The sequence below is a fragment of the Bacillus cereus group sp. MYBK216-1 genome (assembly GCF_051916495.1).
Lineage (GTDB): Bacteria > Bacillota > Bacilli > Bacillales > Bacillaceae_G > Bacillus_A > Bacillus_A thuringiensis_K.
The window spans coordinates 626,174-649,107 of record NZ_JBQAGT010000001.1 but is presented as its reverse complement, the minus strand read 5'-3'; the positions used below and the strand labels follow the sequence as shown (position 1 = coordinate 649,107).

Genomic DNA, 22,934 nt, shown 5'->3' with positions numbered 1-22,934 from the left:
AGTCCTCCTATTTCCCTGATAAGATTTCTTGCTCCATCATATTTATAATACTGAATATTTCGTCTTTTTTAGTTTTTAAGGCTGCCTTATTTACGATCATCCGAGCCGATATAAAGTGCATTTCCTCAAATACAATAAGTCCATTCTCTTGTAATGTTTTTCCTGTTTCAACAATATCTACAATCGCATCTGCCAATCCAAGAAGAGGAGCAATTTCTACAGAACCTTCTATTTTAATAATTTCTACATCCTCTCCCTTATCATGAAAATAAGTAGAAGTAATATGTGGGTATTTCGTAGCGATTCTTTTCTTCCGGTAACTCTTCGGATTATACGTAGGAATAGAAGCAACACAAAACTTACAAATCCCCACTCCTAAATCCAGCATTTCATAAATATCTTTCTCGTTTTCCATTAAAATATCTTTTCCAACGATGCCAATATCAGCTACCCCATGTTCTACATAAGTAGCAACATCAACCGCTTTTACTAAAATAAATGAAACATTTGTATTTTTACTTTGAAATACAAGCTTCCGACCTTTATTTTTGAGCTCGGAACAATCAATTCCAATCTGCTCAAAAAGTGGAATGACATGTTTTTCTAATCTTCCTTTCGTTAACGCAATTTGAATGTTACGCATGAAGCCTCTCCCTCTTTCTGGACTACCCATTTCTCATTCCATACATATTCCACTAAGTATTCATTCTTTGCCTCAACGACCGTTCCTATTTTATTTTTTCTTGCAAATTGAAAGGTATCGCTTAAATTAGAGAATAGAGATAACCAAGCATTTTTCCCATCCTTTCGAAGTAAATTTCGTAGCCTTTCTGCTTCCGCTAATCTATTTAACTCATAATGAATCACAATATCAATTTGATTTCGTTCATATGCTTCTTGCTGCTCTTGCAGCGCCTTCACAATTTGATTTACTTGTACCGCGAGTCCAACAGCTGGCAGCATTTCTCCAAAATTCCCAATTAGCTCATCGTATCTTCCGCCACTAACGATTTCTTCTCCAATTTCATATATATATCCTTTGAAAATAACACCCGTATAGTAATCTAAGTGTTGAATCATGCCCAAATCAATTGATATGTAAGAACCATATCCTAACATTTCAATTGTTTCATACATTTCTTTTACTCTTGCAATTGCCATTTTCATTTCATTACTTGAAGCAAGCTTTTCTGCTTCCTCAATAACTTCTAAATTTCCAAATAGCCTTGGTAATTTCTCAAGTAATCTTACTGTCTCATCGCATCGATCTAATTTCTTTTCTCTGATAAAATTTGAGAGGGCAGCATAATTTTTACTTTCTATATACGTTCTAAGTACCCTTTCTTCTTCATCCTGGATGGAGAGTTTTTTTACAATACATTTATATAACTGGACTTGCCCAATCTCAATTGTAAAAGATTGCACCTTCAACTTTTGAAGTGCTTGAATGACACTTATTACACATTCAATTTCAGCTCTTACATTATCAATCCCAATAACTTCAATACCACTTTGTACGATTTCATTATATTTTCCAGAATGGGATTCATTCGCTCGAAATACATTCCCGCTATACGTCACTTTAAGTGGCGTATCCCATCTCTGTGTTCCAATAACTCTCGCTAAAGGAATTGTCATATCTGGACGTAAAACGATAATCCTTCCCTTTTCATCAAAAAATTTATACATCTTCTCTTCATCTATCGGTCTATTTTGAAATGCAAAAACATCATAAAATTCAATTGTAGGTGTTCTTATTTCCTCATAACCTCTCTCTAAAAAAGTAAGCCTTAATTTTTGCTCCACTTCTTCAATTAACGTACATTCTTCGAATAAATAATCTCTCGTTCCATTCGGGTTTGCCCGTTTCCATTTTGTCATTTGAATTTTCACACCTTTCCCCTTCTAATGTATGCCTATTTCATTCACCTAAGCCGAAAATAAAAAGAGCCTTGTAGACAAAATACCTACAAGGCTCTTCAGTAGAGTGTAGGTACAACGGGAATAACCCTTGTACCTACACGTTTTCACGCTAGGTTCAAGGGTTTCATGTATGATGATGTAGTTGTGTAAGCATTGTAATAGATTGCACGATATTCATAATACTTACTCCCTTTCTCCTCTGATTTTCACATAGTATATAACAGTTCATTTTGAATGTAAATATATTTTTAATATTCCGTCACTTTTTTTAATGTAAAGCCACTTTTCTTTCATACTCTTTTATTTCTTTTTCATATTGCATTGTAATACTAATTTCATCTAAACCATTTAATAACTTCTCTTTCCACATTTTCTCGATTGTAAAATGGAATCTATGCGTATTCGTTGTCATTATTTCATTTTCTAAATCAACTATGATTTGTTCCCTCGCATCTGTTTTAGCAAGTTGTTCACGCATATCTTTATCCATTACAATCGGTAACATGCCATTCTTCATACAATTCATATAAAAGATATCGGCAAATCCTCCAGCGATAATAACGCGGAAACCATAATCAGCAAGCGCCCACGGAGCATGTTCTCTAGACGAGCCACATCCAAAATTATCACCTGTGATTAATATGCTGGCTCCTTTTCTTTCTTGTGCATTCAGCGGGAAATTAGGGTTTTCTTGGCGATTATTATCATATCGCCACTCATCAAATAAAAACTTTCCAAACCCAGTTCTTTCAATTCTCTTTAAATATTGCTTCGGAATAATTTGATCTGTATCAATGTTATCATTCATCAGTACTGCGGCAGTACCTTTATGAATACGAAATGGCTCCATCATAACTCTCCTTTCTAATATCAACAAAATGACCATATAACGCAGCCGCTGCCGCCATTGCCGGGCTAACTAAATGCGTTCGTGCTCCCTTTCCTTGTCTTCCTTCAAAATTGCGATTTGACGTAGAGGCACAATGTTCTCCTTCAGGCACTTGATCTGGATTCATACCTAGACACATTGAGCATCCAGGCTCTCTCCATTCAAATCCAGCTTCTTCAAATATGCGATGTAATCCTTTATGCATCGCCGCTTCTCTTACCCTTTGAGATCCAGGTACAACAAGTGCTCGCACACCTTCTTTTACTTTTTTACCTTTCACGACAGATGCAGCAATTTCTAAGTCAGAAAGCCTGGAATTTGTACAAGATCCAATGAAAACATGTTGAACTGGAATGTCATACGTACTTTGTCCGGGACTCAATCCCATATAAGAAAACGCTCTTTCGTCATTTGCATCATGCTTTTCTGGCAATTCCTCATCGATCCGAACACCCATACTAGGATTTGTTCCCCACGTAACGTACGGCGCTAAATCCGCAACATCTACTAGAATATGTAAATCATAAACTGCATCTAAATCTGTATAAAGTTCTGACCATTTTTTCTTAATAGATTCATAGTCTTTCGGTGCATATTTACGCCCTTTTACGTAAGCAACTGTTTTTTCATCTGGTGCAATAATGCCAGCCTTTGCTCCCCCTTCAATTGCCATATTGCAAAGCGTCATCCTCTCTTCCATATCCATAGCATGAATGGCCTCTCCGTAAAATTCCATTACGTAACCTGTTCCAACTGCTACTCCGTACTTTGAAAGAAGGTGTAAAATAATATCTTTCGCATAAACACCTTGCGGTAACTTTCCTTTTAACTCAATGCCCATCGCTTTCGGCTTTCGTTGCCATAACGTTTGCGTTGCCAATACATGTTCCACTTCACTCGTACCAATACCAAACGCTAGTGCGCCAAAAGCACCGTGTGTTGCTGTATGACTATCACCACAAACAATCGTTTTTCCTGGCTGTGTGAGTCCAAGTTCTGGTCCTATAACATGAACAATCCCTTGCTCTTCATCTCCGATATCCGCTAATGGCACCTGAAATTGTTTACAGTTTTCCCGAAGTGTATCTAGTTGCTGCTTCGCAATGCGGTCGGTAATATTCCAAACATCTTTCGTTGGAATATTATGATCCATCGTTGCAAATGTTAAATCTGGTCTGCGGACTGTTCGATTTGTAAGCCGCAAGCCTTCAAAGGCTTGCGGTGACGTTACTTCATGAACAAGATGTAGATCGATATATAATAAATCCAATCCATTTTCATTAGTCGCAACTACATGTCTTTCCCAAAGCTTATCTAGTAACCTTTTCGCCATTATCTTCCTCTCCCTACTAACGCTTGCTCTTCCATTTCTTGAATAACTGCCTTTGTAAATGAAGTTGTCGTTTCAGTCCCCCCGATATCTGCTGTACATTTTCCTGATTTAAGGACTGCAGAAACTGCTTCTTCAATTGCATAGCCTTCTCTCGTTAATCCGAACGATTGCCCAAGCAGCATTGCAACAGAACGCATCATCGCAATTGGATTTGCCTTATTTTTCCCCGCAATATCCGGTGCTGATCCGTGAATAGGCTCGTATAATGAAGGCCCCTTTTCAGCGTGACTTGCTGATGGAAGCATTCCTAATGATCCAGCTAATACTGAAGCCTCATCACTTAAAATATCACCAAATAAATTTTCCGTTACAATAACGTCAAATCTTCCTGGATTCCGAATTAATTCCATAGCTGCTGCATCTACTAAAATGTGTTCTACTTCCACATTCGGGTAGCGAAGTGCTACTTCTTCTGTCACAGTTCTCCATAATTTACTAGACTCTAAAACATTCGCTTTATCAATAGATGTTACTTTTTTCTTCCGCTTATTCGCTAATTGAAAAGCATACGAAACGATACGTTCAATTTCATGGCGATGATACGTAAGTGTATCTGTCGCCACTTCTTCCGTTCGCTCTTTCGGATAAGAAAAATAAATTCCGCCTGTTAATTCACGAACGACAACGAAATCAATTTCATCAGCGTTTTTTAATGGTGATAAATGTGCAGTTGCACTTTCTACCGTTACAGGGCGAACATTCGCAAATACACCGAGTCCTTTTCTTAATGCTAATAATCCTTTCTCAGGCCTTTCTTTCGCACTATCCCACCTTGGTCCACCTACTGCTCCAAGCAAAACCGCATCACTCGCTAAACAGGCGGCAAGTGTTCGCTGTGGTAATGGTTGCCCAGTTAAATCGATAGCGACACCACCAAAATACTCATCTTGCAAATGAAAATGATGTCCATATAGCCTTTCTACCATATGCAATACTTCCTTCGCACTTTCCATTACTTCTGGACCAACACCATCACCAGCTAAACAAACGATACGTTTTTCCATTTTTAACACTCCTTTTAACAGAATTTTCAGAACTTTAATTTGATAGGTGAGGAAAGCTTCTCTCACCTATCAAATATTTATTTCACAAGCGCTATAAGAGATTTTAATTTCCCTGCTGCATGGACATAAGCTCTCGCCGACGCTTCCAATACGTCTTGCGCAACTCCGAAACCTGATATTTGGTGACTACCTTCTTTTAATTCAACATGAACATGAGCAAGTGCATCTTGACCTTGTGTAATAGATTGTATGCGATAATCCGCCAATTCACATTCTAATCCTAAAATTCTTTGGATTGCATTATAAATCGCTTCAATACTACCAGAGCCAGTAGCTGCATCTTCATATACATTTCCTTCCTCATCTTTTAGTACAACTGTCGCGCATTGTGTACTATTTGATACGAAATGTACTTGTAATTGCGTAATGTTATATTGCTGGGCTGCAAATGCTGCTTCACCAAGCATAAGTGCGCGTAAATCTTCTTCAGTAATTTCCTTTTTACGATCAGCTAATTTTTTAAATGCTTCAAATACTGTATCCCGCTCTTCGTTTGTAAATTCATAGCCAAGTTCTTTCATTTTTTCTGTAAACGCATGACGCCCAGAATGTTTTCCAAGTACAAATAGGTTTTGAGATTCGCCTACTAGTGCTGGTTCAATAATTTCATATGTTGTCACTTCTTTTAATACACCATCTTGATGAATTCCTGATTCATGAGCGAATGCATTCGCTCCAACAATCGCTTTATTTTTCGGCACCACCATACCTGTTAATCTGCTTACTAATGTACTCGTCGCCTTAATTTCTTTTAAAGTCATCGAAGGCTCTGCTTTATAGAAATCTTTTCTAATATGAAGAGCAACTGCGACTTCTTCTAACGCCGCATTCCCTGCTCTTTCTCCAATGCCATTAATCGTTCCTTCTACTTGCAGTGCTCCCCCTTCAACTGCGGCTAGCGAATTTGCTACTGCCATCCCAAGATCATCGTGACAATGACAAGAAAAAATTGCTTTTTCATATGAAGGAACGGATTCTTGTAAGTATTTAAAAAGAGAATAATACTCTTCCGGATTCGTATATCCAACTGTATCCGGAATATTAATTACATTCGCTCCTGCGCGAATCGCAATTTCTACTGCTTCAGCTAAAAATGCTCTCGATGTTCTTGTCGCATCTTCTGCAGAAAATTGTACTGTCGGAAATAATGATTTCCCGAGCGTAACCGAGCGATGAATACTATTTAACACATCTTCTTTTGACATACAAAGTTTATATTTCATATGAATATCACTCGTAGCTAGAAATACGTGTAGACGAGGAGACACAGCACCTTTCACAGCTTCATATGCTCTTCGAATGTCACTTTCTTTCGCTCTAGCTAAACTCATAACCGTAGCATTTTGAATTGTATTCGCAATGCGCTTTACCGATTGGAAGTCTCCTTCGGAAGCTGCCGCGAATCCAGCTTCCATTACATGAATACCAAGCCTCTCTAATTGTCTAGCAATTTGTAATTTCTCTTGTTCATTTAAATTCACTCCTGGTGATTGTTCGCCATCACGTAGCGTCGTATCCATGAACAAAATCTTCTTCATATTATTTAATCCCTACCTTTACTCGCGGCTGTACGAAAGGCATCATTTCACGTAATTTACGTCCAACTACTTCGATTTCATGTTCATTCTCTTTCTCATTTGTCGCATGGAAATTCGGTCTTCCTGCTTTATGCTCTGCAATCCAACCTCTTGCAAATGTACCATCTTGAATTTCTGCTAGCACTGTACCCATCGCTTTCTTCGTATCTTCAGTAACAACGCGTGGTCCTGATACGAAGTCTCCCCACTGCGCTGTATCTGAAACTGAATATCTCATATTTTCAAGTCCACCTTCGTACATAAGGTCAACGATTAGCTTCAGTTCATGTAAACATTCAAAATATGCAAGTTCAGGCTGATACCCCGCATCAACTAACGTTTCAAACCCTGCTTTTACAAGTGCAGTCACTCCGCCGCAAAGCACAGCTTGCTCTCCAAATAAATCTGTTTCTGTTTCTTCTTTAAACGTCGTTTCTAGTACACCAGCTCTCGTTGCTCCAATTCCGTCAGCATAAGAAAGTGCTTTTTCAGTCGCAACTCCTGTTGCATCTTGATATACTGCAAATAATGCAGGAACAGCCCCTCCCTCGGCGAACGTACGGCGTACGAGATGCCCCGGTCCTTTTGGCGCTACTAGAAATACATCTACATTAGCTGGTGGTTTTACTTGATCAAAGTGAACATTAAATCCATGTGCGAACACTAGAGAGTTTCCAGCCTGTAAATTTGGTGCAATTTCAGCTTCATATACTTCTGGTTGTAATTCATCAGGCAGTAGAATCATTACTACATCAGCTTTTTCCGCTGCTTCTGCTACTGTATATACAGAAAACCCATCTTCATTCGCTTTATCCCAAGACTTACCCTTTCTTAAACCTACTACTACATCAAATCCGTTATCACGTAAATTTTGCGCATGCGCATGACCTTGCGAGCCATATCCGATGATTGCTACTTTCTTTTCTTTTAATACATTTACTGTTACATCTTTCTCATAATAAACTTTTGCCATTTTCATTTCCCCCTATATTTAAATGATTATTGGATTAACATAACTTGCTTATCTTGTTTTTTCATACTACGCGTAAAGGCTGTTACACCTGTTCTTGCAATTTCTTTCAAACCGTATGGACGAAGTAATTCAATTAACGCTTCTACTTTTTCCTGAGTACCTGTTACTTGCACAACTATGGAATCCTTCCCAACATCTATTACAGCGGCTCGAAACGGTTCAATTAAACTGTATAATTCAGCTCTTGCTACTGAAGTCGCTACTTTAATAAGTGCAAGTTCTCTTGCAATCATCGCTTCTTCTGTAATATCTGATACTTTCAAAACATCAATTTGCTTATGAAGTTGTTTAATTAACTGCTCGACTTGCTGTTCACTTTCAACGTGTACAACAATCGTCATCCGCGATATGTCAGATGATTCCGTATGACCTACTGAAATACTTTCAATATTAAAATGTCTTCGTGTCATAACCCCTGTAATTCGGTTTAACACACCACTTTGATTTCGAACTGTCGCTGTAACAATTCTCTTCACCCTTTTTCCACTCCCTCCATTTGGTGAACACCTTTTCCTGGTGCAACCATCGGCATAACCTTCTCTGATTGAAGTACACGACAATCAATTACGACTGGCTCTTGTAATTCAATTGCATGCTGGATTTGCTTCTTTGCAAGAAGTGGATTGTCAATACGAACACCTTTTATGCCATATGCATTCGCAAGAGCGACGAAATCTGGTTGGCATGGCAATAAAGAGTGCGAATATCTTTGGTTGTAAAATTCATCTTGCCATTGTCTTACCATTCCTAAAGCTTCATTATTTAAAATAAATACTTTAACAGGTAAAGCGTGTTCTTTTAATACACTTAATTCTTGCAGAGTCATTTGAAACCCAGCATCACCAACAATTGCAATAACTAATTCTTCAGGCTTTGCAATTTGCGCACCGATTGCTGCTGGAAATCCGAACCCCATCGTTCCTAATCCGCCAGAAGTTACCCATTTATCTGGATTTTTCAGCGGATAATATTGTGCTGCCCACATTTGGTGTTGCCCAACGTCTGTTGTTACAATCGCTTCTCCCTTCGTAATTTCATATAGCATATCAATCGCATATTGAGGTTTAATACGTTGAGAATTTCGTTTATAAGAGAATGGATATTTTTCTTTTCTACTCTTTAATAAAAAGAGCCATTCATGATGATTTTCTTTCTTTCCTTCTGATTGAAGCAATACTTCTAACGCCTGCTTAGCACTTGCAACAATAGGAATCTCTGTTGGCACATTTTTCCCGATTTCTGCTGGATCAATATCGATATGTGCAACAGTCGCCCCTTTAGCAAAAAAAGCTAAATTTCCAGTAAGACGATCATCAAATCTCGCGCCTATATTAATGAGTAAGTCGCATTCATATAATGCCATATTGGCTGTATAAGAACCGTGCATTCCCCCCATCCCTAGAAATAGTTCATCATCTGGCGGAAAACCACCAAGTCCAAGTAATGTATGCACAACAGGGATTTCATATTTACGAGCAAAACTTGTCAATTCTTTCGACGCTTTCGCGTGCAATATACCCGCTCCAGCTAAAATTAACGGTTTTTTTGCGGTTTCAATTACTTGTAGTAATTTGTTTATTTGAAGTAGATTCGGTTCATAATTAGGGTTATATCCTGGTAAATCCATTTGTACATTGCTACATCGCTCACCTTTCTCGACTACCATATCTTTCGGAAGGTCAATAACGACTGGTCCTGGTCTTCCTGTTTTAGCAATATGAAATGCTTCTTTAATAATCCGAGGTAAATCTGAGGCCTTTCGCACTTGATAGTTATGTTTTGTCACTGGCATCGTAAGTCCCATAATATCTGCCTCTTGAAAAGCATCGCTCCCAATTAACGTTGTTGCTACTTGGCCTGTAAATACTACAAGTGGCAATGAATCAATCATCGCATCAGCTAGACCCGTAATTACATTTGTAGCACCTGGTCCACTCGTTGCAATTACAACCCCTGGATTCCCTGTAATTCTGGCATACCCTTCAGCAGCGTGAATCGCCCCTTGCTCATGCCTTGTTAAAATATGTGGAATTTCACAATCATACAATGCATCATAGAGAGGTAAAACGGCACCACCCGGATAACCGAAAATCACTTCTACGCCTTCCTTTTCTAGCGCTTCTAACAATAGCTGTGCACCAGTTGCCAGTTTCTCTTCCGTTTTTGAAGACATTGTTCTTATAAGCCCCCTTTTTCAAACTTTTATACAATAAAAAAACCCTACGTCCACACTCCAGCTATGTGCTGAAGGGACGAAAGATTTCGCGGTACCACCCTTCTTTGCAAGAATACTCTTGCCTCAGTGATCCATAAATGGATCTAGCTAATAACGGAGCTACCGTCTAAGCCTAGACAAATGCTTTAGCTTAGCACTCAAGGGCGATGTTCGTCGACGTGAACCATCGGTTTTCAGCAACCACCGACTCTCTGTGAGGCTTCACAATCAACTACTCCTCCCTATCAACGCTTTCTTATGTTAAAAAAGTTGTTATCCAACTTTGTTTTCTTCGTAAATTTTCTCTCCATCTTCTACAACTAACTTACGAAACTCTTCTAATAAACGGTTCGTATGTGGACCTGTTTGCCCTAAGCCAATCGTTCTACCATCTACTGTCGTAACAGCAATAACTTCAGCAGCTGTTCCTGTTAAAAACACCTCATCAGCTACATATACATCATGTCTTGTAAATAACTCTTCTCTTACGTCATATCCAAGTTTTTCACCAATTTCTAAAATGGCGTTTCGTGTAATACCTTCTAACGCTCCAGCAGAACTTGGTGGTGTAATTAATTTATTTCCTTTAACAATAAACACGTTATCTCCTGATCCTTCAGCTACATATCCCTGATCATTTAACATAAGTGCTTCTTGTACTCCAGCTAATTTCGCTTCAATACGAACTAAAATATTGTTTAAGTAATTTAAAGATTTTACTTGAGGGGATAAAACATCGGGACGATTTCGGCGCGTTGCAACTGTTACAACTGGAATCCCTTTCTCATAATATTCTTGTGGGAATAAAGATAATTGTTCTGCAATTACTACTACATTCGGCTTCTTACATGAATCGGGATCCAATCCAAGATTTCCTGCTCCTCTTGATACAACAAGTCGAATGTATCCATTAGATAATTTATTTTGTTGAATTGTCTCAACAACAATATTTGTTACTTCATCTAATGAATATGGAATTTCTAAAAGGATTGATTTTGCTGATTCATACAACCGGACAAGATGCTCTCTCAAACGGAAAACATTACCGCTATAAACTCTAATTCCTTCAAATACTCCATCGCCATATAAATAGCCATGATCATATACTGAAACTTTTGCTTCATCTTTTGGAACAAATTCTCCATTTAAGAAAATCCATTGCTCATTCACTAGAAGCGCCTCCTATGTTCTATGAATTTTTTATTGTTTCCTAGTTTACTCTCCTTTCTAAATAAATCAAGTGAATTTTTAGAAAATTTATAATTTTTAATCGTACATACTTCTTTAATTATATTGATTTAACAACATTGTTAACGTTTACAAAAAGTCAAAAAATTTTTTTCGCCAATTTCCACTAAAAAAATATTTGTTTAAAAGAAGGATTTTCATCAATTGATACGAATCTATTGTATTCAATAAACGGACATCCGATTTTATAAATCCGGGAATATATAACGACTTTTGGTGAAAAAGGGGGAAAATAACAAAAATAGCGCTGTCTAAAAATAACATTCATATTTTTCATTTCGTAATCATAATCCTATTTTTAAAAAACAATTTGTCAAAATAAAGGAGGAAATAAATATGGCGTGTGTACAAATTAAAGGAACGAGACAAGAGGTAGTAGAAATGCTGCAATTATTTGATCTAATGGATACGAAAGGTTTTTGTAAATTCGATAATTACGTAGAGGTAGAACCAAATACGAAAGAACATAATCATTTTATTGCTTCAATTGACATCCATTCAAATACTTCTTCAGCACAAGATACATTAAACGACCAATTCGTTAGTCAAATGCTTACTGGCGTATATAACGACTAAACAAAGATTTACTTCCTACCGTCTTTTCATAAATATATGCAGTGAACTTGAGCATACTAGCAATTAGATGGTAGGAGGTGAGAATTATGGCTAGAATTGGCGTTGAAAACTCATTAACAGACGTTCAACAAGCTCTTCAGCAACAAGGTCATGAAGTTGTTACACTTAACTCAGAACAGGATGCACAAGGGTGCGATTGTTGTGTGGTAACTGGGCAAGATTCCAATATGATGGGCATTGCAGATGCATCAATTAAAGGATCAGTCATTACAGCTCACGGTTTAACAACGGATGAAATTTGTCAACAAGTTGAAAGTCGCACTTAAAAAATGAAAGAGGACTCCTTTTAAAAGGAGTCCTCTTTTTTATATTCACCTAACGGGAAAGTAACATATACTGGATGAAAGCCCTACCTCTCTCTCATCATTACGGTTCCACTGACCGCTCCTTGATTCACTAGTATACATATATAGCTTATAAATACAATTTATAGGGTTTGTTCACAAAAGTTGTTGATAAAATTACCCGATCTTTCGCAAACTTTTCGTATTGCATTCATAAGAAATATTTACTCTACACTAGCTGTAACCGAGACACGAATTAAAATTTTAACACCAATACAATAACTTGTCAACATTTTTCTGCCAATTAAAAACAGACAGTAACGGTTTGTCTGTTTTAGAATGGAGCTTTTTCTTTTATTACATATACAACAAAGCCGCTTACTAACATAAATAAGCCAACTACTAAGTTTTTAATATTAATCATAAAGTCCTCTCCCTTATTCCATACATCATATATATTTACATTTCAATTATTCCGATCATCCTAAAGCGCACTTTTTCTAATATATCATAATTCCTAAAAAATGCAAGTTCACTTTTGACGACCATTTACAAATTTATCTACAGTGCTTGGTACAGTATTTAAAGCCTTTTCAATTAAATGTGTACTACTGTTGAGATGTAATACTTGCACCCCATTAGAACCAACTACTAAAAAAGCCACTGGACTAATGGAAACCCCAGCCCCGCTTCCTCCTCCAAATGGATGCCCTTGCTTGTTCTCTTTATGCTGATTTTGCCCACCGTTATGTTTTTCAGTAATGAAATCCCCTTTAAAATCACTTCCACCAGCTCCAAAACCAAAAGCCACTTGAGATACTGTTAATACTACATTTCCGTCAGCTGTTGAAACCGGACTCCCAACAATCGTATTTACATCTACCATCTCTTTTAAATTTGTCATTGCCGTTTTCATTAAATTTTCAATTGGATGTTCCATTATGTATTGCACCCTTTCCTCATTATTCCTTTTTATACTTTCCAAAATAGAGGAAGTCATACTAACTTTTCCTATTTCAAGAAAACATTTTCCTCCTTTTAAAAGATACTACTCCCTGTACATGCTCCGGTATAGTGAAACTTTAATCAGTGGGGGGGTGTTTATCCCCCACTGATTATTAGCCCTAACCAATCGGGCTTTTACGGGCAGCCCAATCCCCACCTAACTTTTTTTGCTTTCGCTGAATTTTGAGATGGGGTCTTACTACCCGTTAATGCGGGATAAAAAAGAAAAAGAGATACATACTACTATTGAACCTTGTTATGAAAGGAGTCATGACTTTGACTGAGAAATTTGATGATTATAAAAGAAAAGATAGAATAGATAGTGATTATAAGGAAGAGTACGCCGCTGAAGTTGCACCACAACGCATTGATTATAATTACGATGATAAAGACGATAAAGATGCTGTAAAATCTTCCGCTGCTGGATCAACTGCTGGTTTTATTGCTCTTGCGCTATCTATCTTATCACTATTTACATTCCCAACACTATTTGGTCTTGTTTCTGTTTTACTCGGTATTTACGCTTATAACCGCGGAGCTACTGTAACTGGGGGTATCGCTGCAGTTGTTGGTGGGATTGCTGCACTTATTGCAATTTTATTCCGAGTAGCACTAATTGGTTTACTGTTCTCTCTGTTCTAAAAAAGAAAAAGGTATCTCGCTTAACGTGGGATACCTTATCCTGTAAACACATCTTCCGATGGATATTTTATTTTTTGTTTTGCTGGTCGCGCTAAAGAGAACACAAGTGTTAATGGTCCAATCAATCCGCAAAACATAACAAACATAATAATACATTTTCCGAATGCCGATAGCTTTGCAGTAATTCCCATCGTTAATCCGACTGTGCCAAACGCTGATATCGTCTCAAATAATAATTGAATAAAGCTGAAGTTTTCTGTCAGCATTAATATAAATACCGCTGCAAAAATAAGTATTTGACTGGCAACAGCAATGGCTAATGCTCTCGTTACTGTTGACATTTTTATCGTACGCTGAAATAATACGATTTCCTCTTTTTTTCTAAAGAAAGAAAGGACAGATGTAATTAAGATAACAAACGTCGTTAATTTAATTCCTCCACCTGTCGATACACTTCCTGCACCAATAAACATCAAAATCATCGTAAATAATATAGATGATTCTTCCATTCCCCCGTAGTCAACTGTATTAAATCCAGCAGTACGAGGAGTTATACCTTGGAAGAAAGAAGCCCATAACTTTTCATTTAAAGGTAAATTCCCTAACGTCTTCACATTATTATATTCCAATACAAAAATAACAATCATCGCTATAACATTTAGCACTACTGTTCCAATAATCATGATTTTCGAATGAAGCGATAATTTTCGAAAACTACGGCTATACCACATATCAATTAATACGGTAAAACCGAGTCCCCCTATTACAATTAAAGAGCAAATCCCAATATTAATAATGGGATCCCCTACATATCTTGTTAAATTATCTGGCCATAAAGCAAAGCCTGCATTATTATAAGATGCAATTACATGAAAAATACTATAGTATAAACCTTTTCCAAAACCAAACTCTGGAATAAAGCGAAACGATAAAAAGATGACCCCAATAAGTTCAATACAAATCGAAAATATAAAGACACGCTTTACTAATTTTACAAGACCACCTATATTTGTTTGATTAAATGCTTCTCCAATTAACAAACGATGACGTAATCCGATTTTTTTACCTAGTACCCAAACAATTAAAATGGCAATTGTCATAAGACCTAGACCACCTGTTTGAATTAAAAACATAATAACAATTTCGCCAAACATCGTAAATGTACTTGCTGTATCCACTACTCCTAAACCAGTTACGGTCGCTGCTGACGTTGCTGTAAAGAAAGCATCTACCCAACTAATATGTACTTTCGTTGCGAATGGTAATTTTAATAACAAACCGCCAACCACAATTAAGCAGAAAAAACCTAATGCTAATATTTGTGGTGGGTTTAATCGTATAAGACGATTATAAAGTCCTTGTTTTTTTGTTATGTCCATATCACTAACTCCCTTATTAAAGTGAAGCTTTCCCCTCATAAATAAAAAGCTTTTTAAAAGCCCTTAAATAACTGGGACAAACCTTATATTCTCATAATATAGTTGAGCATAATCCTTTTTTTTATAGATTACAACTTTTATTTATATTCAGATTCCTTTTTCGTTTTATGCTGGAAAACTATATCCTAGCTCAATATTGCTAGCAATAACAATTTCATATGTACTATTTTTCAAATCCCCATATCTTTCACTCTATGTTCACGCAGAGATCACATCCACCTTTTATAGTATATGTATCGAAGCTGTTCCTCCCTAATTTATAAGACATTCCCCAGTGTCTTTGAATAGCTTCCATCCCTAATTAAATTAACATAAATTGTCCCCTTCCTTGACCATCTTATATGTGATGGTCTTATTTTTTGTTTGCTCTATCTTTTATTCCGCTATTTGTGGGCAATAAACGCCCGATTGGTTAAGGCTAATAATTAACAGGGGATGAACAAAAAACACTCATTAAATTTTCATTTTATTTAAAACTCCCTCTCTCTTTCACCCTATGTTCACACAGAGGTCACATCTACCTTTTATAGTATATGTATCGAAGTTGTTCCTCCCTAATTTATAAGACATTCCCCAGTGTCTTTGAACAGCTTCCATCCCTAATTAAATTGACATAAATTGTCCCCTTCCTTGACCATCTTATAAATGATGGTCTTATTTTTTTGTCTTTCTATCTTTTATTTAAAACTCCCTCTCTCTTTCACCCTATGTTCACATGAGAGTCACACCTATCTTTTATAGTATATGTATCGAAGTTGTTCCTCCCTAATTTATAAGACATTCCCCAGTGTCTTAAAGCAACTTCCATCCCTAATTAAATTGACATAAATTGTCCCCTTCCCTTGACCATCCTATGTGATGGTCTATTTTATTTTCCAAACACAAAATAAGTCTATCTACACTTAAACAAAAAATTCAGAAAATATTGTAAAATTAAGTATTTTTTCGGTATAATTACTTTAGAAAGAAATTTCGCAAAAACAAAAGGGGGATTTTATTGAAACAAACAAAAGCAATCTTAATCGCATTATTTCTAGGTCTAGTTGTTGGACTCACTCTAAATTTAGCTGCTCCATCTATCTTTGAGCCACTAAATCAATATGTGTTCAACCCAATTGGTCAATTGTTTATTCGACTTATTAAAATGCTAGTTGTTCCCGTTGTGTTCATTTCTATCGTACTTGGTGCTGCCGGTCTTGGAGATCCGAAACAACTTGGAAGAATCGGTTTAAAATCAATTTCATTCTTCCTCGTAACAACTGCGGTTGCCATCTCTATAGCGGTTACATTTGCACTTATTATAAAACCAGGAGCTGGCGGTAATTTTAAAACAGAAGGTCTTAAGTATGAAGGTGCAAAAACTGAAACATCTTTCGTCGACACATTGCTAAATATCGTACCAGATAACCCAGCAAAAGCGATGGCTGACGGAAACATGTTACAAATCATTGCCTTTGCCGTATTGATTGGACTCGGTATAGCTATTTTAGGAAAACGAGTTCAAGGTATCCATTCATTACTTGAACAGGGCAACGAATTAATGATGTATCTTGTTAATATCGTTATGAAATTAGCCCCAATTGGAACATTCGGTTTGCTCGCTTCATCCGTTGGTAAAATGGGTCTTACAGGCGTCGCTGCGATGTTCAAGTATATGATTGTCGTTATGTTAGTACTCATTATTCACGGGGTCTTTGTATATGGCGGCTTATTAAAGGTATTAGCAAAAGAAAGTATTGTTCGTTTCTTTAAACATTTCGGACCAGTAATGGCAATTGGATTTAGTACATCTAGCTCTAATGCATCGCTTCCATTTGCAATGAAAACAGCACAAGATAAACTTGGCGTTCCAAAAGCGATAAGCTCATTTGTACAACCACTAGGGGCAACTATTAATATGGATGGTACTGCCATTATGCAAGGGGTAGCCACTGTATTTATCGCTCAAGTATACGGTGTTGAACTTACATTACCCCAATTAGCTATGGTTGTATTAACTGCTGTACTAGCTAGTATCGGTACTGCTGGTGTACCTGGTGTTGGACTTGTAATGCTTACAATGGTTTTAAATCAAGTAAATCTGCCAGTAGAAGGCATCGCTTTAATTATCGGTATTGACCGTATTCTAGATATGTCTAGAACAGCTGTAAACATTTCTGGCGATGCAATTTGCGCAATGATTGTCGCAAAATCAGAAGAAAAATATAATACGGATCAATCGGCAGCATCTTAAATCAAAAAAGGAGTGAATTATTTCACTCCTTTTTTGATTTACTCCCTTTTTTAGAACGATATTCTTTTCCTTTATTATCATTACCAGTTTCAAATTCAGTGCTAAATTCCTGATTAAATTGGCCGGACTTTGGTGACCCTTGATTACCGCTCCCTTTACTACCGTTACGATTCGTCATACTTCTCCCTCCTTCCTTGTATTAGTAGTATGGCGCTCTATCTTTTTTCATACACATTTTATTTATTAACATCTATTACACACGAAAGAAGATCTCCCATATATAAGGAAGATCTTCTATTTCATCACGTAAACGTTTTCTTGTTTATAATCACTTAAATAAGTTTTTGGGAAATTGAAATCATTACATTCATTTCATCTTCTGAAAGTGCAGAGAATCTTTCTTGTAAATATTGTTTTTTCGCATCTTCCATTTTCGAAACTAAATCTTTCCCTTGTTCTGTAATCTCTAAATACACAACTCGGCGATCTGATGTAGAACGTGAACGAGTTACAAAACCTTTATTAATTAATTTTTCTGTAACAGCTGTAATATGACTATTCGACACATTTAATTCATTTGCTACACGCGATACCATTTCTTTATTCGTACGATTTAATATTCTCAGAACGATGAATTCATTCCACGGTATGTAACCACCGAATATTTTTCCAATATCATTACGCAACGTGCGAAACATAGCAAACACATTTGTCGATAGTTCTTCCATTAATTGCTCTCGATTTTGAGACAACTTTGACAGCTCCTTTTATTTCATTTAGTTAAATAAAAACCTTATTAATAATTTTACATGAAATCTTACTTTTTGTCACCTTATTTTCCCATAATTCGTAGTTTTTTAATATGTATTTCATGATAAAACGAAGTCACCTTTCAGAAAAAGGGGGTATTTTAATGCATGAGAAGGAGAGGTTCTCAAATCTCAGCCTAAAAGATAAAACAATTATCATTAGTATTATTGCTCTTTTTCTCATTATAGTTTTTGCATTTATATTTTTTGTATATGTAGGAATCTTTCAAATTACAGGTATAGCGTATAGTTCACGTACTACTTTACTTCTCTTTTTTTATTAATCACTTTCTTAGATAGTATTACATTATTTATTTTCAGTTTCTTCAAAGCGCTGCTATATCCATTGACTCAAAACATGCCAAATTTGATTTCTATCACTCTTTTCTCATTCATTGAAATTACACTAGATTGGTTCGTCATTCATACTGCTGATGATTGGATAGAAAGCGTACAAATGTCTAACTTAACTGAATTATGTGTCGTACTATTCTTTTTTCTATTAAATAAATTATTAAGTGACAAGAAAGAGTAAGAATACAAGCTTTTCTATATAAAAATTGGTACAATGAAAGCAAATCTTACTAAAGAGGTGTTAATTATGAACTTACAACAATGGGCTGATAAAGGTATGTCCTTTGATACATATGTGAATGAAATGAAAGTAAACCAATACGAACTACTACACATTTACAATAACTTTTTAATTCCAAATGAATTACTTCCTGTATTAGAAGAACGTCAAAATGATGGCTGGCGTGTTATCGTATTAACTGCTGATTGGTGTGGCGATGCTCTTTTATGCGTACCTGTTATGAAACGCATTTCTGAAGTTGCAAATATTGATATGAGTTTATTAATTCGCGATGAAAACTTAGAATTAATGGATCAATATTTAACAAATGGAACAGCACGTGCGATTCCAATCTTTATTTTCATTGATAAAGACGGAAATGAACAAGCTGTTTGGGGACCACGCGCTCCAAAAGTACAAGAATTAGTAACTTCAATGCGCGCTACATTACCTGAAAAAGAAGATCCAACATTCGAAGAAAAACAAAAAGAAATGTATGCTAATTTCCGTGCTACATTAGCTGATGATACTTCTCTTTGGGAACATGTAATGGAAAACATGATGGAAAAAGTAGTAAAATAAAAACCTGCCGAGCTCGGCAGGTTTTTTATTTTACAAAATTATAATCCTTTTTTCTGAGAATATGCGGCATCTACGCACTCTGCTAGACGCTCTATCTCCCCCATATAGACTCCACGAGTCATCCACCCAGTCAACTTATACATAATCTTATATAAAAAATTATTCGGTTCAAATTCTATAATTAAAGTAAGTGATGTGCCTTCTTCATCCTCTTCTAACATATAAGTTGCGACTGTATAGCCTTGCTTCATTTCACATCCAATTGATACGATATAAGGTGCTTCACACTCTAAAATTTCTGCCTCAAACTCATATATTTTCTTACCCATCTTTTGCACAGATATATATTTATCCCCTTCACGAGGATTGTTTATATCTACATTTGGAGGATACCTGTTTTCTACCATAAAGGTACTCCATTCCAATATCTTCTCATCATTATTTACATAATCAAAAACGACATCAATTGGTGCTGGAATTACTATTTCTATTGCAAAACTCACTAAACTGCTCCTCTCAAATACCCTATAAATTTTATTTATCCCGCTATTTGCCGGGCAGTAAGACCCCCACCTCAAAATTCAGCGTAAGCAAAGAAGTTAGGTGGGGGGCGGGCTGCCCGTAAAAGCCCGATTGGTTTAACTAATAAAATCATTATGTCATATTTTACATAGTGAAATACAAGTAAATGAGAGCGAAAATTTTATTTTCTCCTCCTATAAAAGAAATCCCCTATAGAATAGACTTTTTTCAAGTGTCTATTCTATAGGGGATTACCGATAATTTATTCTTACATAATGAAGAAATAGAATACCGCAGCTAAAATGAAACGATAATAAGCGAACGGTGTTAGTTTTACACGAGATAATAATTTCAAGAATGAAACAATTGCAAGCATCGCAACAACGAATGCAGTTACAAATCCTGTTACAAATAGCGTTATATCTGCTGAGCTTAATACATCCCAGCTTTTAATTAAATCTAAGCCACTTGCAGCTACCATCATCGGTACCGCTAAAATGAACGTATATTCAGCTGCCGCTGTATGCGACACGCGAGCTAATAAACCACCACTTATTGTAGAACCAGAACGAGAAAATCCTGGCCAAAGAGCTAAACATTGGAACATTCCAATTGTAAATGCCTGTTTATATGTGATTTCATCTAACGTTCTTGCTGTACTTGGTTTCGAAAACTTCTCAGCAACAATCATTAAAATACCACCGGCTACTAAGCTAATAACAACTGGTCCTGGACCAAATAAAACCTCTTTAATAGTGCTATGGAATAATACGCCAAGTACCCCGGCAGGAATCATCCCGATAATAATATGTAATAAATTTAACGATGGTCCGTCTGTTACTTTACCTATTCCAACTAACGACCATAGACGCTTCCAAAATATAACAACAACTGCTAAAATCGATCCCAATTGGATAACAACTTCAAAAACTTTCGCTCTCTCATCGTTAAATCCAATTAAATGTCCTGTTAAAATCATATGTCCTGTTGATGATACTGGTAGAAACTCTGTTAACCCTTCAACAGCACCCATGATTAAACCAATTAACCAATCAGCCACAAGTAGTGCCTCCTTAATAACAAATAATATGTAATTTTTTCACACCTTATCATAATACCTTATCCCTTTTCAAAGTGCATCCTTTTTTTATTGGCTTCATATGTTGTAGGCGCGTATTTCTTTTCTAATCTTTGATTAAATTGTATGATAGTAAGAGTTTGTTTTTTTATACGGAAAGGGGATTTTATGAAAGAAACTACTTCATTCTCACAAAAGTTAAAGCAATTTGTATTACTATTTTTTCCGATTTTCGTAACGCAAATGTCATTATTTGCGATGAGTTTTTTTGATACAACAATGTCAGGACATGCAAGTCCAACTGATTTAGCAGGTGTTGCAATTGGAACAAGTATATGGATTCCAGTTAGTACGGGGTTAACAGGAATTTTAATGGCTACTACTCCCATTGTTGCACAGCTCGTTGGATCCAAGAAAAAAGAGGACGTTCCCCACGTTGTCATACAAGCAGTTTATTTAGCAATTTGTGCTAGCTTCGTTGTTATCCTCATCGGTTTCTTCGTCGTTTCACCTATTTTAAATGGCATGCGCTTAGAAGAACCTGTGGAACGTATTGCAGCGCAATTTTTAAGTATTATCGCAATAGGAATTATACCTTTATTGACTTACACTGTTTTACGTGGATTTATTGATGCATTAGGAAAAACTCGAACAACGATGATTATTACATTACTATCATTACCAATTAACGTAATATTGAATTACCTATTAATTTTTGGTAACTTCGGTTTCCCAAAGCTTGGTGGTGTCGGAGCAGCAATTGCTTCCACTGCAACATATTGGTGCATTTTAATTATTACAGTCATTATTATTCAGACGAAAGAGCCTTTTGCCTCTTTCAACATTTTCAAACAATTATACCGACCTTCTCTTTCGAGTTGGACAGCATTCTTAAAACTTGGCGTCCCTATCGGATTTGCTATCTTTTTTGAAACAAGTATTTTCGCTGCGGTAACGCTCATGATGAGTAATTTTAGTACGACAACTATTGCAGCTCACCAAGCAGCTATGAACTTTGCTTCCTTGTTATATATGACTCCGCTAAGTTTAGCAATGGCAATGACTATTGCGGTTGGATTCGAAGTTGGAGCAAAACGTTACAATAATGCAAAACAATACGGACTGATTGGAATTGGATTAGCCCTTGCCTTTGCTTTATTATATTCGATTCTTCTCTACTTTTTTGATGATCAAATTGCTTCTATTTATACGACAGATGCAAAAGTTCATCATTTAGCAAAAGAATTTCTTATCTTTGCAATTTTATTTCAAATTTCAGATGCAATTGCAACCCCTGTACAAGGAGCTTTGCGTGGTTATAAAGATGTAAATGTTGCTCTAATTATGACTTTAATTGCTTATTGGATAATTGGTCTACCACTAGGTTACATATTAGCAACGTATACAGAATGGGCCGCGAAAGGCTATTGGATCGGTCTTATTATCGGTCTAGCATTTGGCGCTGCCTTCCTACTTATCCGTCTTTTTCAAGTACAACGAAAATATATAACACAAAACAGCCGCTAATAATAAAGCGGCTGTTTTCTTTATGCATATTTTTTCTTGTAACGTATACGATAATGAAAAAGAAAGGTGGATACATATGGACGAAAAAGAAAAAAAGCAATCATTCGATGAAGAATTTGCCCCTGAAATTTCACCTGGGTATCGGCAAGATGTACATAAGCCACCTAAATATAAAAACACTTCGTTTTTAATGGGCATTACCATTTTCGCTGCTGTATTACTCATACTTATCATTTTCGTTTATTTTTGATGAAAGGTGGC

Annotated in this window: 24 protein-coding genes, 1 pseudogene and 1 other annotated feature; of the genes and pseudogenes, 8 read left to right on the top strand and 17 right to left on the bottom strand. The window is 36.4% G+C overall.

Annotated elements, in window-relative coordinates; translation table 11 throughout:
- Nucleotides 1-7 precede the first annotated feature (7 nt).
- From hisG to ilvE, 10 genes are all read right to left on the bottom strand, one after another.
- The gene (gene hisG, locus ACTFRH_RS03470) at nt 8-643 is read right to left on the bottom strand and encodes an ATP phosphoribosyltransferase (protein WP_001244491.1); all 636 of its coding nucleotides are present in this window, start codon (nt 641-643) and stop codon (nt 8-10) included.
- A complete protein-coding gene (locus tag ACTFRH_RS03465; RefSeq protein ID WP_003300544.1) occupies nt 619-1,881 on the bottom strand; it encodes an ATP phosphoribosyltransferase regulatory subunit in 1,263 nt (420 codons plus the stop codon). The genes hisG and ACTFRH_RS03465 overlap by 25 nt, the downstream gene beginning before the upstream one ends.
- A 310-nt stretch (nt 1,882-2,191) precedes the next feature.
- Nucleotides 2,192-2,773, bottom strand: coding sequence for a 3-isopropylmalate dehydratase small subunit (leuD, locus tag ACTFRH_RS03460; protein WP_000433184.1), 582 nt, complete (start codon nt 2,771-2,773; stop codon nt 2,192-2,194).
- Nucleotides 2,751-4,145, bottom strand: a complete 1,395-nt coding sequence (gene leuC, locus ACTFRH_RS03455; protein WP_001129215.1) for a 3-isopropylmalate dehydratase large subunit — start codon at nt 4,143-4,145, stop codon at nt 2,751-2,753. The genes leuD and leuC overlap by 23 nt, the downstream gene beginning before the upstream one ends.
- A complete protein-coding gene (gene leuB / locus ACTFRH_RS03450) occupies nt 4,145-5,209 on the bottom strand; it encodes a 3-isopropylmalate dehydrogenase (RefSeq protein ID WP_000415382.1) in 1,065 nt (354 codons plus the stop codon). Before leuB ends, leuC begins: the two co-directional genes overlap by 1 nt.
- Before the next feature lie 77 nt (nt 5,210-5,286).
- Entirely contained in the window at nt 5,287-6,807 is a 1,521-nt protein-coding gene (gene leuA / locus ACTFRH_RS03445; RefSeq protein WP_002181741.1) for a 2-isopropylmalate synthase, read from the bottom strand.
- A 1-nt stretch (nt 6,808) separates the two neighbouring features.
- Complete coding sequence (gene ilvC / locus ACTFRH_RS03440; protein ID WP_001151743.1) at nt 6,809-7,819, bottom strand: ketol-acid reductoisomerase; 1,011 nt, start codon at nt 7,817-7,819, stop codon at nt 6,809-6,811.
- A gap of 26 nt (nt 7,820-7,845) precedes the next feature.
- On the bottom strand, nt 7,846-8,355 hold the full coding sequence (ilvN, locus tag ACTFRH_RS03435) for an acetolactate synthase small subunit (RefSeq protein ID WP_000822953.1): 510 nt from the start codon (nt 8,353-8,355) through the stop codon (nt 7,846-7,848).
- Nucleotides 8,352-10,052, bottom strand: a complete 1,701-nt coding sequence (gene ilvB / locus ACTFRH_RS03430) for an acetolactate synthase large subunit (RefSeq protein WP_000095836.1) — start codon at nt 10,050-10,052, stop codon at nt 8,352-8,354. Before ilvB ends, ilvN begins: the two co-directional genes overlap by 4 nt.
- A 72-nt stretch (nt 10,053-10,124) precedes the next feature.
- Nucleotides 10,125-10,352 (bottom strand) — a binding site (T-box leader).
- A gap of 15 nt (nt 10,353-10,367) precedes the next feature.
- Nucleotides 10,368-11,264: a branched-chain-amino-acid transaminase gene (gene ilvE / locus ACTFRH_RS03425; RefSeq protein ID WP_001005480.1), complete on the bottom strand. Its 897-nt coding sequence runs from the start codon at nt 11,262-11,264 to the stop codon at nt 10,368-10,370.
- A 414-nt stretch (nt 11,265-11,678) separates the two neighbouring features.
- Here ilvE and ACTFRH_RS03420 point away from each other — a divergent pair, with 414 nt between their 5' ends.
- Both ACTFRH_RS03420 and ACTFRH_RS03415 read left to right on the top strand, forming a co-directional pair.
- Nucleotides 11,679-11,918: a DUF3911 family protein gene (locus tag ACTFRH_RS03420; protein ID WP_000752512.1), complete on the top strand. Its 240-nt coding sequence runs from the start codon at nt 11,679-11,681 to the stop codon at nt 11,916-11,918.
- Nucleotides 11,919-12,004: 86 nt separating this feature from the next.
- Entirely contained in the window at nt 12,005-12,244 is a 240-nt protein-coding gene (locus ACTFRH_RS03415) for a YkuS family protein (protein WP_000101018.1), read from the top strand.
- 352 nt (nt 12,245-12,596) lie between these two features.
- Here the strand turns inward: ACTFRH_RS03415 and ACTFRH_RS03410 are convergent, their stop codons facing one another.
- Complete coding sequence (locus tag ACTFRH_RS03410; RefSeq protein ID WP_000608227.1) at nt 12,597-12,686, bottom strand: hypothetical protein; 90 nt, start codon at nt 12,684-12,686, stop codon at nt 12,597-12,599.
- A gap of 108 nt (nt 12,687-12,794) precedes the next feature.
- On the bottom strand, nt 12,795-13,262 hold the full coding sequence (ytfJ, locus tag ACTFRH_RS03405) for a GerW family sporulation protein (RefSeq protein WP_000204241.1): 468 nt from the start codon (nt 13,260-13,262) through the stop codon (nt 12,795-12,797).
- 281 nt (nt 13,263-13,543) lie between these two features.
- Here ytfJ and ACTFRH_RS03400 point away from each other — a divergent pair, with 281 nt between their 5' ends.
- Complete coding sequence (locus ACTFRH_RS03400; protein WP_000136539.1) at nt 13,544-13,909, top strand: hypothetical protein; 366 nt, start codon at nt 13,544-13,546, stop codon at nt 13,907-13,909.
- 35 nt (nt 13,910-13,944) lie between these two features.
- On the opposite strand, the gene ACTFRH_RS03395 is transcribed toward ACTFRH_RS03400, so the two are convergent.
- Nucleotides 13,945-15,288: a TrkH family potassium uptake protein gene (locus tag ACTFRH_RS03395; protein WP_000355549.1), complete on the bottom strand. Its 1,344-nt coding sequence runs from the start codon at nt 15,286-15,288 to the stop codon at nt 13,945-13,947.
- Nucleotides 15,289-16,345: 1,057 nt separating this feature from the next.
- Here ACTFRH_RS03395 and ACTFRH_RS03390 point away from each other — a divergent pair.
- Nucleotides 16,346-17,581 (top strand): dicarboxylate/amino acid:cation symporter, encoded by a 1,236-nt coding sequence (locus ACTFRH_RS03390; protein ID WP_000814805.1) that lies wholly within the window; start codon nt 16,346-16,348, stop codon nt 17,579-17,581.
- Nucleotides 17,582-17,603: 22 nt separating this feature from the next.
- Here the strand turns inward: ACTFRH_RS03390 and ACTFRH_RS03385 are convergent, their stop codons facing one another.
- Together ACTFRH_RS03385 and ACTFRH_RS03380 are read right to left on the bottom strand one after the other, a co-directional pair.
- Nucleotides 17,604-17,759: a hypothetical protein gene (locus tag ACTFRH_RS03385; RefSeq protein ID WP_000184928.1), complete on the bottom strand. Its 156-nt coding sequence runs from the start codon at nt 17,757-17,759 to the stop codon at nt 17,604-17,606.
- A gap of 154 nt (nt 17,760-17,913) precedes the next feature.
- A complete protein-coding gene (locus tag ACTFRH_RS03380) occupies nt 17,914-18,333 on the bottom strand; it encodes a MarR family winged helix-turn-helix transcriptional regulator (protein ID WP_000081444.1) in 420 nt (139 codons plus the stop codon).
- Between the two features lie 161 nt (nt 18,334-18,494).
- On the opposite strand from ACTFRH_RS03380, the pseudogene ACTFRH_RS03375 reads away from it, so the two are divergent.
- Both ACTFRH_RS03375 and ACTFRH_RS03370 read left to right on the top strand, forming a co-directional pair.
- Nucleotides 18,495-18,925, top strand: a pseudogene (locus ACTFRH_RS03375) (YrvL family regulatory protein).
- A 33-nt stretch (nt 18,926-18,958) separates the two neighbouring features.
- Complete coding sequence (locus tag ACTFRH_RS03370) at nt 18,959-19,546, top strand: thioredoxin family protein (RefSeq protein ID WP_003300531.1); 588 nt, start codon at nt 18,959-18,961, stop codon at nt 19,544-19,546.
- Nucleotides 19,547-19,584: 38 nt separating this feature from the next.
- On the opposite strand, the gene ACTFRH_RS03365 is transcribed toward ACTFRH_RS03370, so the two are convergent.
- Both ACTFRH_RS03365 and uppP read right to left on the bottom strand, forming a co-directional pair.
- On the bottom strand, nt 19,585-20,049 hold the full coding sequence (locus ACTFRH_RS03365; RefSeq protein ID WP_000006434.1) for an SRPBCC family protein: 465 nt from the start codon (nt 20,047-20,049) through the stop codon (nt 19,585-19,587).
- A gap of 287 nt (nt 20,050-20,336) precedes the next feature.
- The gene (gene uppP / locus ACTFRH_RS03360) at nt 20,337-21,128 is read right to left on the bottom strand and encodes a bacitracin resistance undecaprenyl-diphosphatase (RefSeq protein WP_000796266.1); all 792 of its coding nucleotides are present in this window, start codon (nt 21,126-21,128) and stop codon (nt 20,337-20,339) included.
- A gap of 186 nt (nt 21,129-21,314) precedes the next feature.
- Here uppP and ACTFRH_RS03355 point away from each other — a divergent pair, with 186 nt between their 5' ends.
- The gene (locus tag ACTFRH_RS03355; protein ID WP_000665555.1) at nt 21,315-22,673 is read left to right on the top strand and encodes an MATE family efflux transporter; all 1,359 of its coding nucleotides are present in this window, start codon (nt 21,315-21,317) and stop codon (nt 22,671-22,673) included.
- A 76-nt stretch (nt 22,674-22,749) separates the two neighbouring features.
- On the top strand, nt 22,750-22,923 hold the full coding sequence (locus tag ACTFRH_RS03350; protein WP_000343558.1) for a hypothetical protein: 174 nt from the start codon (nt 22,750-22,752) through the stop codon (nt 22,921-22,923).
- Nucleotides 22,924-22,934: the final 11 nt, after the last annotated feature.

Excerpts from the sequence above, each read along its gene's own strand:
- leuA (WP_002181741.1), bottom strand. The coding sequence starts at position 6,807 with ATGAAGAAGATTTTGTTCATGGATACGACGCTACGTGATGGCGAACAA.
- ACTFRH_RS03420 (WP_000752512.1), top strand. The coding sequence starts at position 11,679 with ATGGCGTGTGTACAAATTAAAGGAACGAGACAAGAGGTAGTAGAAATG.
- leuB (WP_000415382.1), bottom strand. The coding sequence starts at position 5,209 with ATGGAAAAACGTATCGTTTGTTTAGCTGGTGATGGTGTTGGTCCAGAA.
- ACTFRH_RS03465 (WP_003300544.1), bottom strand. The coding sequence starts at position 1,881 with ATGACAAAATGGAAACGGGCAAACCCGAATGGAACGAGAGATTATTTA.
- ACTFRH_RS03395 (WP_000355549.1), bottom strand. The coding sequence starts at position 15,288 with ATGGACATAACAAAAAAACAAGGACTTTATAATCGTCTTATACGATTA.
- leuC (WP_001129215.1), bottom strand. The coding sequence starts at position 4,145 with ATGGCGAAAAGGTTACTAGATAAGCTTTGGGAAAGACATGTAGTTGCG.
- ACTFRH_RS03410 (WP_000608227.1), bottom strand. The coding sequence starts at position 12,686 with ATGATTAATATTAAAAACTTAGTAGTTGGCTTATTTATGTTAGTAAGC.
- leuD (WP_000433184.1), bottom strand. The coding sequence starts at position 2,773 with ATGGAGCCATTTCGTATTCATAAAGGTACTGCCGCAGTACTGATGAAT.
- ACTFRH_RS03415 (WP_000101018.1), top strand. The coding sequence starts at position 12,005 with ATGGCTAGAATTGGCGTTGAAAACTCATTAACAGACGTTCAACAAGCT.
- ilvB (WP_000095836.1), bottom strand. The coding sequence starts at position 10,052 with ATGTCTTCAAAAACGGAAGAGAAACTGGCAACTGGTGCACAGCTATTG.
- ytfJ (WP_000204241.1), bottom strand. The coding sequence starts at position 13,262 with ATGACTTCCTCTATTTTGGAAAGTATAAAAAGGAATAATGAGGAAAGG.
- ACTFRH_RS03370 (WP_003300531.1), top strand. The coding sequence starts at position 18,959 with ATGAAAGCAAATCTTACTAAAGAGGTGTTAATTATGAACTTACAACAA.
- ACTFRH_RS03350 (WP_000343558.1), top strand. The coding sequence starts at position 22,750 with ATGGACGAAAAAGAAAAAAAGCAATCATTCGATGAAGAATTTGCCCCT.
- ilvC (WP_001151743.1), bottom strand. The coding sequence starts at position 7,819 with ATGGCAAAAGTTTATTATGAGAAAGATGTAACAGTAAATGTATTAAAA.
- ACTFRH_RS03355 (WP_000665555.1), top strand. The coding sequence starts at position 21,315 with ATGAAAGAAACTACTTCATTCTCACAAAAGTTAAAGCAATTTGTATTA.
- ACTFRH_RS03385 (WP_000184928.1), bottom strand. The coding sequence starts at position 17,759 with ATGACGAATCGTAACGGTAGTAAAGGGAGCGGTAATCAAGGGTCACCA.
- hisG (WP_001244491.1), bottom strand. The coding sequence starts at position 643 with ATGCGTAACATTCAAATTGCGTTAACGAAAGGAAGATTAGAAAAACAT.